This is a genomic window from Paenibacillus sp. 1_12 (assembly GCF_900114475.1).
Lineage (GTDB): Bacteria > Bacillota > Bacilli > Paenibacillales > NBRC-103111 > Paenibacillus_S.
Genome location: NZ_FOTE01000002.1, coordinates 604,413 through 619,482 on the forward strand (window position 1 = coordinate 604,413; position 15,070 = coordinate 619,482).

Consider the following 15,070-nt stretch of genomic DNA (forward strand, 5'->3'; position numbering starts at 1 on the left):
GCCGACGTCTATCATTCTTTTATTTCTTCATAACCTCCGCGATTTCAGCAGCAACCTTGTCTCCTTCATAACGGTCATACCATTGCTTTACAACGGAATCCCAATCGCTGACTTTGCTTGCTCCCATAATCGTCTTGACGGTGTTATCCTGAATAAATTTTTCAGCCTCAGTTGCATATTTGGCATACGTTTGCGAGAATAACAGCTGCGTTTCATCGGTTACGAGAAACGGTTCATTCATTTTATGACCGGAAACAACGAGGTTCTGCGCCTCTTTGGTGTTTTGCGGGAATATGTAAAGCTCGTCGGTCGATTGGATCGGCAGTGTAAAGCTAAAGGTACGAGGCATATCCCGTTCGAACATTTTCGTATCCTGCTCGATCTTCCCATCAGCCGTTTTCTTGTAATGCATGCCTTCTACCCCATAGTTCCAGAAGATGCCGCCTTCTTCACTAGCTCCAAAATCCAGCCATTCCATAATTTTCTTCATCTTTTGCGGGTCATCGGCTGCCTTTTTCGAGATGAAGATTCCTCCTCTATCCACACGTGCCGTAACTCCACGTTCTCCATTAGGTCCTTTGATCGCTTCGAATGGGATTAGCTTGGCTTTTGGATCTGTTTTTTGAAAATTGGTTTCAAAATCGTAAATGCGTGTTGTAAAGTTGAACATGATGCCCGCCTGACCTTTACGAACCAGCTTTGAATCCGATGTAGGCCCGTCAGTAACAGCAAAATCGGGGTCAATCAGCCCTTCGGCAAACGCTTTGTTCATCCACGTTAAATATTCCTTAAAGTTTGTTGTGGCAAACCTCGGCACCACTTTATCTCCCTGCTTGGTCCAAGCATTTTTAATACCGAAAGCTTGGGTAATTCCTGTGGTCCCTCGAATCGAAATGCCTGCAGCCGTGTTTCCGAGCTGTAGACCATACGTATCGTTCTTGCCGTTTTTATCGGGATCATTTTTGGTAAACGCCTTAGCCGTCTCATACAATTCATCCAACGTTGTCGGCACCTTCATACCGAGATTGTCCAGCCAGTCCTTGCGGATTAGCGGGATATCCTGTGATGCGATCGGATTGCGGACACTGCTCAAACCATAAATATTTCCTTGATATTTGGTTAGAAACAACGGTTTTTCTTTCTTTAAATTAGGATATTCATCAATATATTTGTCCAATGGAACCACAACACCGGATTTAATAAGCTTTACCATGAAGTCATCGATATCCGTCCAGGCGAACGCATCCGGGACATCTCCAGAGGCTATCATAACCTTCAGCTTTTCTTTGTAAATATCCGGAGCTGCTGCTGTGAGGTTCATTCGAATCCCCAGCTTGTCCTCCAGATATTTGAGTGAAGGATTATCCTCTCTGGCGATACTTGGCGTATTCCAGCCAATATAATAGGCCATATTTAATTTCACTGGACCTTCTGCTACCGGTGCTGCCTTACTTCCCTGCGCTGCCGGCTGTGGATTCGAGCAAGCTGTCGCGGACAGTGCCATAACCGTACTCAAGCTGATTAGCGTACCCATTTTCCAGCCTCTAAACGATTTCATTGTGACGCCCCCTTAAATGTGTCTATTAATAGAATGAAGCATTCATGGGTCATGCTTCCATGGTCGTGCTGCATGTCCCTATTGTGTATCCTCGAAACTATTCATGCAATTTACAAATAGCGAAAATGCGATTTTTATGAATATGGTACGTTTACCTTTTTAATTAAACCAGCCATTTGCTTGAATTGGTAAGCGAATAATAGGTAGATTGTCCGTTATTTGACGGGCATTGACTTCAAATAAACAAAACATTCATGATATAATTAATTATTATTAACTGCAAGGAATGTGGAGGACAGCATGTCGAAAAAGTTGCAAAATGCGGTGACACATATTCTTCTCACTTCCCTCAGTATTGTGCTGATTGGTCTGATTATCTTTAATTTGGCCTCCGATATTATCCGCAAGGAAATTGAACAGGTTCAATTGATATCCTTGCAGCAAACACGCGATGGATTTGAGAATTATATTAAGCAATTAAATCAGGCTGCGATACAAATGGAAAAAGTCCCTGATTTTGAAAAATGGATTGATAATCCTTCAGCCCATAAGCTCAATCAATTTGATAGGATCGCTTTTACTCAACTGCTCGTTCGCGTCCAAGCCTCCATCAGTTATCTCGATAACGTATTATTGTTCGATCCGGAAGCCAAGGTGCACTACTCTTCCCAGCCGACGATGGACGAGGTGCATCAAGATTATACTTCATTACTGGAGGAATTTTCAGGAATGAATGTAGATCATGCCTTTTTGACCAAAGTTATTAACGGTTCTTCTACCTATGTATATATAAGAAGGCTGCCGGTTTTTAGGGGTGATCCCTCATCACTCCTTTTATTCCATGTCAATTCCAAATTATTTTATGATTATTTAGGTATCACCAACAAGGACGAAGCGAACAGAGCAACCTCTTTTATTATGGATCAAAATGGTTTGCCGATCGGCAAGGGCACTTTTGCCGGTATTGAAGAAATTACGCATACTCTCGCTCAAGATCGGGAGCTAACGGCGTTACATGCTGACGAATCCCATACTTTGTATAAAGATGGATTATTGATAACCTGTGTTTCTTCTTCAGTGACGGGTTGGATTTTTGGCATAGTGGTACCTGACGAACAATTTCTAAGCAAAATAAATTCGTTCCGCAACATCACACTCCTCATATTAATCATTGCTGTTGCCTTATCCATACTTGCTGTCTTTATAAGCAATCATTGGTTTTTCCGAGGGTGGAGCAAGCTGGTCAGATTAATTGACGAGCCCTTCGGGTCGAAGCTTTCTGCGAAGCCAAGTAATGAATTTGAGCGAATATATTCCCATGTTTCGCAACTAAAACATCGACTTCATGAAATCATTCCCGAAGCCAAAGATGCTTATCTGCGAAAAGTGCTTGAAAACGGGGTCAGGATTAAGGAGGATTGGGTCGAAAAGCTGGATTTACAGCTGCATGAGGAAGCCGACTACTGCGGATTTGCCATTGAAATCGATTATTACAATCAGCTCAAGGAAACGTATTCCGAATGGGATCTCTTTTATTTTGAATACGGAATTGCCTGTGTGGTTCGTGAGGTGCTGACAGACCAGGGTATGGCGGTGAAGCTGAATGATGGCAAATTGATCGGAATCGCCGGATCCTCCGAACAAGGGGAAACGCCCTTTCGCGAGCAATTAAACGGGTGGATGTTAACGATCCATGAGTTTATCTCCGAGCACTTTCCTATTACCGTTACCATTGGAGTCAGTCAACCACGTAAAGGAACGAAATGTTTGCACATTTCCGCATCGGAAGCAATGGAAATTCTAAAACAAAAATTTTCGTTGGGAACGAATAAAGTGCTGTATTACGAGGATCTATCCACAGTTCAAGGCTTAAGCTTTTCTTTTGATGAGTCGCGCAGAATTGAGCAGGATTTAATTCATAGCATCCGATCACGGAACATGGATGAAGCCTTGCTTGCCCTCAATAGATTACGTATATTGGCACCTGAAGGGGAATATCAGAAACTGCAGCATTTGCTGCTTGATTTGACGCTGTCCGTGTACAGGGAGATCGGCGCAGCGCTTACCGAGCCCTTGGAATCCCCCTCTTTAAGTGAACTGCTCAGGTTTACGACAATGGATGAATGGCTGGACTGGCTGCAGCACCATTGTGCAGAGCATTTGATTCAGAGACTGACTGATGAATATCATACCCAGATGAAACAAGCGGCGAATCATTTAAGAGATTATATAAGCGAACACATTTTGCAGGATATTCGACTGGAGGATTGCTGCAAAGCACTCGGTATCCCTGTCTCGGTAGCCAAACAGGCGATTAAAGAGCTTTATGAAACGACATACGCTGAGCTGCTGTTGAATCTGCGTATTGAAAAAAGCAAGCAGTGGCTGCTTGAAACGGATTTCAGCGTAGATGAAATCGCTAAACGTCTCTATTACAGTAATGCTCAGAGCTTTACTCGTACGTTTAAAAAAGCTACTGGTGTACCTCCCGGTCAATATCGGAAGCTTTACCACATTTAATGGAATAAGCTGACAGCTACGTCTTCATTGCATACAATAAGGCCGTTCACAGTCAAATGGACTGGAGAACGGCCTTGTCTGGTTTAAGTCGCTTCCCTTAATGTGTTTAAAATCGCTATTTTTTGACGACATTAAATTTATCCTTGATGCATTACCAGCTCTAAGAAGCGCATACTCCAGATACAAAAAATAAATACTTGCGAATCCACTGAAAACCTTTACATATGAATGTAGTTTGGTATGATCGGATAAAGGGAGTGACAAACCGAAATGAAACGTAACCATCATATCATCACTTGTATGCTCGTCCTTGTCATGATGACAGAGTTGACCGGCTGTTTCTTCAATGCTTCAGAACCATCCACCACATCCATACCGTCTATACCTTCTATTCCTTCCCAACCTTCCGTGGCTGCTGCATCTATTACGGCTCCGACAGTCTTGGACGTTCCTTCAACTGAGAACGCTTTACCCGAGCTAAAACAGACTATAACTCAAGCCGAGCCCGAACCGTCGGATTATATGCTCGAAATCAAAGGGAAGTCCAACCAGCTGACCCCAAAAGCATTAAAAAGCATGACCTTGTGGCGAGAGAATATTATAGCTCTAGCTCAAAAGCATCGCGATAGTATCTATATAAATGGGCCTGACCGGAATAAGGTTGCTTTGACCTTTGATGATGGTCCAGATCCTGTCAATACGCCAGCGATTATCGATTCCTTGAAGAAATATAAAGTAAAAGGAAGTTTCTTTTTTGTGGGGGAAATGGTCAAAAGCTATCCAGAGGTTGTCCGCCATGCCTACGATAATGGAAATTTGGTGTTAAACCACAGTTACAAGCATGATAATTTAACTCAAAAAAGTCAAAATCAAATTCAAGCCGATCTCAACCAGACCGATAAGGCCATTGAGGATATCATTGGGAAGAAGCCTGCTTTGATGCGTTCCCCATATGGAGAAACCGATGAAAAAGTAGTAGCCGCAGCAACTGATACAGGCCACAAGATCGTTTTATGGTCCATTGATACGTTGGATTGGTCCCAGCGGGAAAGTCAAAATATTACAAAAAATGTAATCGATAATATTAGAAATGGCGACATCATTCTCATGCATTCGACTTCAAGGACAAGTGAAACCGCGAAGGCTGTGCCGATCATTATTGAAGAGCTGCAAAAACGAAATTACGATATTGTTGATCTTGCAACGTTGTTGAATGTGCAGGCTTATCAATAATAAAAAACGAGCCCCATGCATGAAACTGCTTAGGCTCGTTTCGTATGCAATTCATTTAGTGATCCTCAGAATGTCACCCATACTTATACGTAATACCGTAACCGCCTTTGGGATATACCCAAGCGATATTATCGGATGGACATGCAATCCGACAGGTACCGCATTCGATGCAGTTTTCAAAGGCTACAGTTGTAATCTTCAGCTTCTTCTCCCACTCGTAGACATCAGACGGACAAAAATAATTGCAATCCTTAGTCTTGCAGCTCAAACAGGTTTCTGTTTCTTTAATGACCAAATGGGACTCTGTATCGCATTTATAACGGATCGTAAACAGTTTTTCAGAAACGTTGCAGCTCATCCGTTCATCGCCCTCCACCCTTTATAGCCTAGTTTCATCAGATTCATGGTGCCGCCGGCTGCTCCTTTAATTAAATTCACCGCCATTTTTTGTTTATCCGCTTTAGGGATGCCGTCAACTAAAAACATATTATAAGCCGCTTCATTTAATGCCCGAGGCAGCTTATCAAATAACAGCTCCGGGTCCTGCTCTTTGAGAAATTGATGCATGCCTTTGTACTTTTTCAAATCCTTGTGAACAAAAGAACTGCGGACTTTTTGATCATAAGCGTTCAACGAAGCAGCTGAGAAATCGCCTCTAGCTTTAGCTTCAATAATCGCCTCACCTGCCAAACGTCCTGAAGTCATCGCCAGATTCGTACCTTCCCGGTTCACAAAGTTGACGAGCTGAGCCGCGTCTCCACATACACACCAGCCGTTTCCAGAAAGTGGAGGAATGGAATGAAAACCTCCTTCGGGGATTAAGTGGCCCGAATATTCCTTGGTTTCACCGCCCTGAATTAATTTACGAATCATCGGATGCTGCTTCACTGCATCAAGGATGGCATAAGGCTTAACTTTTTTGTCCCGCAAATGATTGACCATGACCCCAACGCCTAACGAAATCGTTTCCTTGTTCGTATACAAGAACCCCACCCCCGCCATGCCAAGCGAAGTCTCGCCCATAAATTCAATGGTCACGCCTTCGTCACCCTCAAGTCCAAAGCGATCCTCAATCTTTTCCTTGGGTAAGGAGATGATCTCTTTAACCGCGAGCGAAACCTCATCGGGTTCCCATTCCTTGTGAATACCCATCGCCTTGCCGAGCAAAGAATTAACGCCGTCCGCTATGACTACGACATCAGCATACAAATTGCCGTCTTCCCGATCTGTTTTGACACCGACTACCCGATCCCCTTCACGAATGACATCAAGGGCAACCGTTTCATAAACGGGCAAGGCCCCTGCAGCAACCGCTTTGTCTGCGAACCATTGGTCGAATTTGACACGCAGTCCGGTAAAGCAGTTATAAGGCTCCGAATATTTTTCATTGCGATGCCCAAAGGTAACCATCGATTCTTTACCCATCATCCAAATCCGCTGCTCAACAATATACCGCTCCATGGGGAAATTACGTTCCTTCCAAAACTCCGGTACCAGCTCTTCGATTTGCTTGCGATACAATACGCCGCCAAAAAGGTTTTTCGCGCCAGGAAATTCACCACGCTCAAGCAGTACGACAGACAGGCCGGCCCGAGACATCGTTAGAGCAGCAGCGGCCCCTGCAGGCCCACCCCCAACAATGATAGCATCAAATTTTTCGTTCAAAGCAATCCGCTCCCCACAATAATAGTTCATTCAACTATACGTGCATGACGAAAAGTGAATACCTTACACCGATTTCGCCAAAGGCTCCTGCTGCGAAGGCTTCTGTGATGCTAACTCTGTAACCGGTATTTGAATGCCGAACAAGCTTTTACGTTTTTTGACTTCTTCCGTAATGGCCGGAACGATCTTGAACAAATCCCCCACGATCCCATAATGCGCAAATTGGAAAATCGCAGCCTTTTCATCTCTGTTGATCGCGATAACAATGTCCGAATTGCCCATACCTACTGTATGCTGAACAGCCCCCGAGATCCCGATGGCAAAATAAAGCTTTGGCCGAACGGTTGATCCTGTCTGCCCAACTTGATGTTCGTGCTTGATCCATCCTGCATCTACAGCTGCACGAGAAGCGCCAACTACCCCACCTAATGCATCAGCCAACTCCTTCAGCATCGCAAAAGGCTCAGGCCCCCCCAAACCACGACCACCGGATACGATAATATCCGCTTCCTCCAAATTCAGATTCCCCGTGTCCCTTATAAAATCGATCACCTGTGCGGCAATCTCCTCTTCAGGCATCAGGCTGTCGATTCTGATAATCTCCGCCTCGCGTGTCTCATCCCGAGGCAGAGCCTGGAATACACCAGCACGTGCTGTTGCCATTTGCGGACGATACTGCTTACATAAAATAGTTGCCATCATCTTCTCGGAAAAGGCTGGTCGACTAGCCAGCAGCAGCCGCGAGGGAGGCGGTTCCACGTCCAACTCCGTTGTGTCCGCAGTAAGTCCTGTCGGCAGATGGGTCGCAATCGCTCCTGCCAAGTCACGTCCTGTTCCTGTTGCTCCGAACAGTACGATCTCCGGCTTCACATCATCGATCAGCTTCAGGCAGATACGGCTGTAAGGCCGTGTCCGATATACACCAAGCTCAGGTGCTTCACACAAATAAACCTTGTCAGCCCCATAATAGGCAGCTTCCTTCGCCAGATGCTCAACCTCATTGCCGATGACTAGGGCCAATAAAGGAACCTCCAGCTTGGCTGCAAGCTTTCGACCTTCACCCAGCAGCTGCCAGGACACCTTCTTGGCTTCTCCATCCCTTTGCTCAATCACAATTAATACCCCACGATACGCCGACCAATCCGGCATAGCCGCCGCTTCCTGCGCATCATTTTTTTGTTCATTTGACATGTTTCCGCCTCCTAAGTCCAGCCTAATCGGCTGGGTAAGTCCCGCTCCCACAATTGGTCAAGCAGCTGCCCCGCAGTTGCCTCTGGTGAATCGCCTGTGATCATCTTGGAGTTGACGGCTTTTACTTCAGGCACCCATGTCTTGGATACGATGGTTGGCGAACCTTTTAATCCAATCATCGATCGCTCCAGATCTGGAAAATCGGCTGTCGTCCATACCACCGGCTTGTACCTGGCGGCCCGAATCATCCCTGGCATAGCCGCCCTGCGCACCTTATTCAATTCCTTCAAAGCTGTAATGAGCACCGGCATACTCGTCTGGACCACTTCAATGCCATCTTCGAGTAATCGGTGTGCGGTGAGTCTGCGCTTTTCCGTATCTACCTCCACCACTTTACTGACATAGGTCAGCTGCTCCAAGTCGAGTCGGCAAGCTACGCCCGGTCCGACCTGTCCTGTATCCCCATCAAGTGTCTGTTTTCCGCAAAATACAAGATCTATGGCCCCCCATGTTTCCGCTACCTTTTGAAGTGTTTTGGCTATGACGTATGAGGTGGCAAGTGTATCAGCGCCTGCAAAACCTCGATCTGTCACCAGTACGGCCTCATCCGCGCCTAATGAAATACATTGTTTTAAGCTTTTTTCCGCAGGGGGCGGCCCCATGGTGACAACAGTTACCCTCGCCCCAAGCTCATCCTTGATCCGCAAGGCTTCTTCCAGGCCATGCAAATCATAAAAATTAACAATACTTGGCACCCCTTGACGTATTAACGTATTGTTCTTCGGGTCAATTCGAATCTCACGGCTGTCGGGAACCTGCTTGATACATACAACAACGTGCAGCATACGGCGTCCTCCTAACATGGATCGGCATTTAAGCCATAAATGAGCAACCTGAATCGACTTTCACCATGGTCCCAATCCTGCTGTCCTTGTAATCACGGTCAGATTGTGAAACATGTCACTTACTTAATCATATGAAATCGCTTGCAATAACTAGTACTCTTTTACAGTTTATGCAAGCATACCGTATGAATGATACAAAATTTAATCACATCCCTTTACATTATTCTGAATATTATGTTAATTCTGTGTATTCTGATAAATTCCTCTTTTTGTAGCGAAAAGAAATCGATAACGAAGCTATTAATTTCCCCTATTCCTTTGCAAATAAATAAAGGCCCGCGATATACGCGGACCGACACTTCATATTGTGAATAACCTTTACACAAACTTAGGAAGCCAATTGCCATGAGCTTCAATTAGATCATCGCACATAGCTACGATATCATCGATCGATAGTTCCGCAGCCGTATGCGGGTCAAGCAATGCGGCGTGGTAAATATGCTCTTTCTTTCCTGTAGCCGCAGCTTCCAAGGTTAAAAGCTGCGTATTTATATTGGTGCGATTCAATGCAGCAAGCTGTTGAGGCAGATCCCCAATATACGTTGGTGTCACACCGCTTGAATCTACTAGGCAAGGAACTTCAACAACTACTTCCTTAGGAAGATTAGTGATTAAACCGGTATTCATCACATTGCCGCCGATTTTGAACGGGTTGTTGGTTTCCATAGCCTCAAACATAAAAGATGCATATTCATGAGAGCGGGTATGTCCCAGATTTTTGTTATTCACCAATTCATCACGCATGGTTGCCCATCTTTTGATTTGGCGTTCACAACGGCGTGGGTACTCATCCAACGGAATATTAAAACGCTCAATCAATTCAGGATAATTTTTCTTAATAAAGTACGGATGATATTCGGCATTATGCTCGGAGGATTCCGTAACGTAATAGCCAAAGCGGAACATCATTTCGTAACGGACCATATCATCGTGCTGTTCCTTTTGTTTCTCACGGGCACGACGCTTGATTTCGGGATATAAATCCACTCCGTTTTTGGTTACTTCAAGCAACCAAGCCATATGATTAATACCGGCTATTTTAGTTTGAACGCCTTCGCTTTCCATATCCAAGGCCTCGAATAAAAATGGGATGCATCGTTGAACACTGTGACACAAACCGACAGTTTTTACTCCACCGGAAGTCAACATGGCATTGGTCAATACAGCCATTGGATTCGTATAGTTCAGGAACATTGCATTCGGACACACTTCATTAATATCTTTAGCAAAATCGAGCATGACCGGAATGGTGCGGAGATTACGAAAAATACCTCCAATCCCTAAGGTATCGCCTATCGTTTGACGCAAGCCGTATTTCTTCGGTATTTCAAAATCTGTAATGGTACATGGATCATAGCCGCCAACTTGTATCGCATTGACAACATATTTGGCTCCACGAAGCGCATCTTTACGGTTGGTATACGCTTTAACTGTGCAGGTGCTTCCAAGCGTCACTTTTAAATTATTTAACATATTTTCTGAATCCTTGAGGCGTTCTTCATTAATATCGTATAAGGCTAATTCAAAGCCTTGCAGCGCAGGTGTCATCATGCAGTCACCCAACACATTTTTTGCAAATACAGAACTGCCTGCACCTAGAAAAGTAATTTTTGACATGAACCTTGCCTCCCAATTGTATGGTTTGAAAATGTTGTGCAAATCAGAATCCTGCTAATCTCACAGCCAGCTTCATTGCCTGTTCTGTAGCACCAGGGTCAGAGATGCCTTGTCCTGCAATATCAAAGGCAGTACCGTGCGCAGGTGTTGTGAGGACAACTGGAAGTCCTCCGCTGACCGTGACACCTTTATTAAAGCCGAGCAGCTTCATACCGGTCTGAGCCTGATCGTGATACATACTAACCAAGCAATCGAATGGCTTTGTTTTTAACCTTAAAAAGATAGTGTCAGCCGGATAAGGGCCTTCTACGTTAATCCCTTGCTCCTGAGCATTCAAAATAGCGGGTCTAATTTCGTCAATTTCTTCGGTGCCTAACAGACCTCCATCACCGGCATGCGGATTAAGGGCGGCAACGACAATTCTGGGGTTGTCAAAGCCTACGTTGGTTAAAGTATCCTGAGCGAAACGAATGATACGGGAAACGCGTTCTTTCGTAACCAGGCTGCTAACTTGCTTGATCGGCACATGGGATGTGATTCGCGTAAACCAAAGATCACCCATCACGTTAATTTCACTAAAGCCTTCCTTGCATTCAAGAAGTGAAGCAAAAAAATGCAGCTCATCTTGAAAATGAAATCCACCACTATGCAAAGCTTCTTTATTGATAGGCGCATAAACGACACCATCCAGCTTTTTTTGCTGTGCAAGCTTCAACGCATACGTCAAGGTTTCACCGGTTGCCTGACCGGATTCCGCCGATAATTGGCCCAGAGCATACGTATCCGGATGCAAATTGTGTAGATCAATGAAATAAACCTGATCATCGTTCACTATTTCATCTACGCTAGCAATTTTTTGATAGGGAACAGATAATCCTGCTACGGATTGACCTTGCTGAAAAACACGTTCATCACCAACCACCACCCACGTCGCGATTTGACGAATTTCTTCAGATTGGAGAGTTTTGGCAACCAGTTCAGATCCAATGCCTGTTGCATCTCCCAATGTTATGCCCATTACCGGTTTCTTCTTCATGCTTTAATCCCTCTTCTCTACTCATGTTTTTCAAATTGAATGTGTATCTATTATCCTTTGATAGCCCCCGAGGTCATACCTGAGATGAAGTATCTTTGCAAAAACAGGTATACAGAAATGCTGGGAAAAGCAGCTAATAAGGAACCGGCTGCTACCCAACCGATGTTGGAATTGTTTTCACCGAAAAATGTGGATAAAGCAACGGTGATTGTTCTGTATTCTAATTTCTGTAGAAAAAATACTGAGAACTGATAATCATTCCAGATCGAAACGCCATTCATGATAATAACCGTCGCTGTAATCGGCATTAATACCGGTAAAATAACCCGAAAAAATAATCCAATTCTTGAAGCTCCATCTATCATAGCAGCTTCGTCGAGCTCTCTTGGGATCGTACTAATAAAGCCTGTAAACAAAAAGATAGCCATAGATAAATGAAAAGTAACATGAAGAACCACGATCCCTATGTACGTGTTCATGGCCCCGATTTCTACAAACATTTTATACAAAGGAACAAGGATCGTAAGCGGTGGAACGATAAGGGCACTCACAAAAAATCCATACATCCATTTGTTTAGCTTGCTTTGATTACGGGCAAGCGGGTAAGCAGCTGTCGAACCCAATATGATGATCAGTGCCATAGATAGTAGGGTGATGATTGCCGTATTCATAAATGCCCTATCCAGACCTGCAAGCTGCCATGAATGAATAAAATTATCCCAATATAAATAACCTGGCATGATCCATTTGGAGCTAGTATCCAAAGTATCTTTAAACGAGGTTGTGATGAGCACATAAAAAGGGACGATATGCATGAGGCCTATTAAAGCACCTATGATAGTATATAAGACGCCTATTCGCTTCATGAGGAAACCTCCTTTTTACGTAAAAGATACAAAGAGGTCAAACCAATAACAGAAATAAGTAAAAACATGAAATTACCTAATGCTGCAGCATAACCGGCATCCTGATGAGCGAAATATAATTGATAAATCATCGTTGATAATGAAGCGGATGCATAGCCTGGTCCCCCATTGGTTAAAGCCGTTATAACATCAAACAGCTTCAAGCCGCCAATCAAGTTAAGAACAATATTAATCGTAATAGCTGGTGCAAGAAGCGGAAGCGTAATATTGCGGAATTTAGATAATCCCGAAGCGCCATCCATCTCCGCTGCCTCATAGTAATCCTTGGAAATGGACTGAAGACCGGCTAAGAAAATAATCATGGCAACGCCCAAAAATTGGTACGTGTTAACGAGTGTAATGATCCATACGTTAAGCTGAGTGTCAGCGAGTAAATTTATCGGTTTATCGCGAAACAATAAAATGATGTCGTTAAGTGCTCCTCCATTATACTGAAAGAAGAAATACCATATATAACCCATCACAAGAGGACTGACGATAACTGGAAGATATACGATCGTACGAATGATTGTCTTACCACGGATATGGTAGTTTAACAATAGGGCATAGGCTAACCCGATGGCATTTTGTAAAATCGTGCTTCCAATACCATAAATCAGCGTATTCATAATCACGGTACCTATTCTATGGTCCGAAAGCATTCTTTTATAATTATCCCAACCAATGTACCTGTACAACTGCGAGTAACCGTCCCAATTCGTGAAAGAAATCTTAATCCCTTGAAAAAATGGATAATAAATGAATAATACAAACAGCAGAAGCGCAGGTAAGTACATCAGATTTATTGAAGATGGAGAAGTTATCCAGCGACGTAAACGACTTTTAGTAGTATTTCTCACACCTGTTTTACGAACCATGGTCTCCACGTGGAATCGCTCCTTAATTAAAATAAGACAATGATTTGGAACATTTTTAACGATCTCGAACCACGCCTGTTGATCCTTCTACTGGACCATCAAAGCCCGTCAGTGGATAATCAAAAGGCGTGTGATCGAGCCTATATGGTTTAATTTTTGCGTAAACGTTCTACTTCCTGTTTCATATTAGCTGAATATTCTTTTGGTGTAATGCGTCCCGCAAGCAGCTCAGTTCCTGATTTAGACATTACGCTCCACATGCCATTAGGTAAATAAACGCGGTCAAAATAAGGGAACACTCGAATATCGGCATATTTCTCATAGTACTCGGTCAAGTCGTGCTTCGACTCTATGCCTTTCAAACCGGGTTGCAGCTTCGTAACATTGGCAATTTTGGTCATATTCTCGGGCTTAGCAAAAAAAGCGAGCAGCTTCAAGGATTCAGGCTTGTTCTTGGAGTCTTTCCATACCCCCATGGTAGCCCGTTCTCCTCCCGAAAAATTCGGTTTATCATCAGCTGACATCGATGGAATCGGCATCAAGCCAACTTTCATCTCAGGCTTCAATTTATTCACAGCATCTAAGAAAGATGGAGCCAGCAATACAAATGCTACCTTTTCTGCAGCAAAAGCAGCCGGAATCTCGCTCCGCTTAGCTGTTAAAAAATCTTCATTAATCAGTCCACGGTTTTTAATATCCAACAATTTTTCCGGAAGCAGATTCCAATTATTCCAATCGAAGGTGTTTTTCAACAACGCTTCTGCAGAATTTTTTTCAGGACTGATCAGCAAGGAGTTTGCAAAATAATCAAAGTAAGTGCCAATCGTACTTTCATCAATACCTGAAAAGAAAAACGGTGTCGTTTTGCCTCCGCTCTCTTTTTTTATTTTCTCAGCGGCCGTTATTAACTCATCGAAGGTTTTTGGTGGTTCTATATTGAATTTTTTGAGCATTTCAACATTGTACATAATGCCGTCCTTGGCTTCACTTAGCGGTAAAGCATATACCTTGCCTGCTTTATCGGTTACGACATTTTTGATCGTATCGGTCAATTGTTTGGCCCAAGGCTCTTCCTTCAGGTCTTGCAGGTACTCTCCATAGCGGATTTGAGCCCATCCATGCGTATCAAATACATCGGGCAGATCATTAGCCGCCATCTTAACTTTCATGTTATTTTCGTAAGCAGATCCAGGGAACTGAATATTCACAGCGATATCCGGGTTCGCTTTTGAGAAATCATTAATAATTTGGCGATACACTTCTTGTACCGGCTGATCTGCGACATTACTCAACATAGATAACGTTTTCTTAGGGGCACTGCTGCTATTGCTAGTTTCCTTTCCACTTGAAGGAGCTGATGCAGGAGCTGCAGTAGATGCTTCGGGGCGCTGGGAACAACCGCTTATAGCTATAGCTGATGCTAGGGTCAACGCCAAAGATGCATTCCATTTTTTCAACATGTATACCCACCTCTATATCTTATTATTTACTTCACACAAGCATCTTACCATGACTGTAAGGGGTTACATATGAGTTGAATCTACGATTTTAGGCGCTCATAA

12 protein-coding genes are annotated in these 15,070 nt (G+C 43.8%); 2 read left to right on the forward strand and 10 right to left on the reverse strand.

Annotation, left to right across the window (positions count from 1 at the left end):
• Positions 1-19 precede the first annotated feature (19 nt).
• Positions 20-1,558, reverse strand: coding sequence for an extracellular solute-binding protein (locus BM210_RS06680; RefSeq protein ID WP_091165877.1), 1,539 nt, complete (start codon positions 1,556-1,558; stop codon positions 20-22).
• A 300-nt stretch (positions 1,559-1,858) separates the two neighbouring features.
• On the opposite strand from BM210_RS06680, the gene BM210_RS06685 reads away from it, so the two are divergent.
• Both BM210_RS06685 and BM210_RS06690 read left to right on the forward strand, forming a co-directional pair.
• Positions 1,859-4,078 (forward strand): helix-turn-helix transcriptional regulator, encoded by a 2,220-nt coding sequence (locus BM210_RS06685; protein WP_091165879.1) that lies wholly within the window; start codon positions 1,859-1,861, stop codon positions 4,076-4,078.
• A gap of 270 nt (positions 4,079-4,348) precedes the next feature.
• The gene (locus tag BM210_RS06690; RefSeq protein WP_091165882.1) at positions 4,349-5,311 is read left to right on the forward strand and encodes a polysaccharide deacetylase family protein; all 963 of its coding nucleotides are present in this window, start codon (positions 4,349-4,351) and stop codon (positions 5,309-5,311) included.
• Positions 5,312-5,384: 73 nt separating this feature from the next.
• Here the strand turns inward: BM210_RS06690 and BM210_RS06695 are convergent, their stop codons facing one another.
• The 9 genes from BM210_RS06695 to BM210_RS06735 all read right to left on the reverse strand — a co-directional run bounded on the left by BM210_RS06695 (position 5,385) and on the right by BM210_RS06735 (position 14,968).
• Positions 5,385-5,669 carry a ferredoxin family protein gene (locus BM210_RS06695; protein ID WP_076229426.1) on the reverse strand — a complete coding sequence of 95 codons (285 nt, stop codon included), beginning with the start codon at positions 5,667-5,669 and terminating at the stop codon, positions 5,385-5,387.
• Positions 5,666-6,976 carry an FAD-dependent oxidoreductase gene (locus BM210_RS06700; RefSeq protein WP_091165883.1) on the reverse strand — a complete coding sequence of 437 codons (1,311 nt, stop codon included), beginning with the start codon at positions 6,974-6,976 and terminating at the stop codon, positions 5,666-5,668. Before BM210_RS06700 ends, BM210_RS06695 begins: the two co-directional genes overlap by 4 nt.
• A 63-nt stretch (positions 6,977-7,039) precedes the next feature.
• The gene (locus BM210_RS06705) at positions 7,040-8,167 is read right to left on the reverse strand and encodes an electron transfer flavoprotein subunit alpha/FixB family protein (protein ID WP_091165886.1); all 1,128 of its coding nucleotides are present in this window, start codon (positions 8,165-8,167) and stop codon (positions 7,040-7,042) included.
• 11 nt (positions 8,168-8,178) lie between these two features.
• Positions 8,179-9,012, reverse strand: a complete 834-nt coding sequence (locus BM210_RS06710) for an electron transfer flavoprotein subunit beta/FixA family protein (protein WP_091165889.1) — start codon at positions 9,010-9,012, stop codon at positions 8,179-8,181.
• Between the two features lie 378 nt (positions 9,013-9,390).
• Positions 9,391-10,689, reverse strand: a complete 1,299-nt coding sequence (locus tag BM210_RS06715) for an alpha-glucosidase/alpha-galactosidase (protein ID WP_091165891.1) — start codon at positions 10,687-10,689, stop codon at positions 9,391-9,393.
• A gap of 43 nt (positions 10,690-10,732) precedes the next feature.
• On the reverse strand, positions 10,733-11,725 hold the full coding sequence (locus tag BM210_RS06720) for a PdxA family dehydrogenase (RefSeq protein ID WP_091165894.1): 993 nt from the start codon (positions 11,723-11,725) through the stop codon (positions 10,733-10,735).
• A 50-nt stretch (positions 11,726-11,775) separates the two neighbouring features.
• Complete coding sequence (locus tag BM210_RS06725) at positions 11,776-12,591, reverse strand: carbohydrate ABC transporter permease (RefSeq protein WP_091165897.1); 816 nt, start codon at positions 12,589-12,591, stop codon at positions 11,776-11,778.
• Positions 12,588-13,517 carry a carbohydrate ABC transporter permease gene (locus tag BM210_RS06730; RefSeq protein ID WP_256223278.1) on the reverse strand — a complete coding sequence of 310 codons (930 nt, stop codon included), beginning with the start codon at positions 13,515-13,517 and terminating at the stop codon, positions 12,588-12,590. The genes BM210_RS06725 and BM210_RS06730 overlap by 4 nt, the downstream gene beginning before the upstream one ends.
• A gap of 140 nt (positions 13,518-13,657) precedes the next feature.
• Positions 13,658-14,968 (reverse strand): ABC transporter substrate-binding protein, encoded by a 1,311-nt coding sequence (locus BM210_RS06735; RefSeq protein WP_091165899.1) that lies wholly within the window; start codon positions 14,966-14,968, stop codon positions 13,658-13,660.
• Positions 14,969-15,070: the final 102 nt, after the last annotated feature.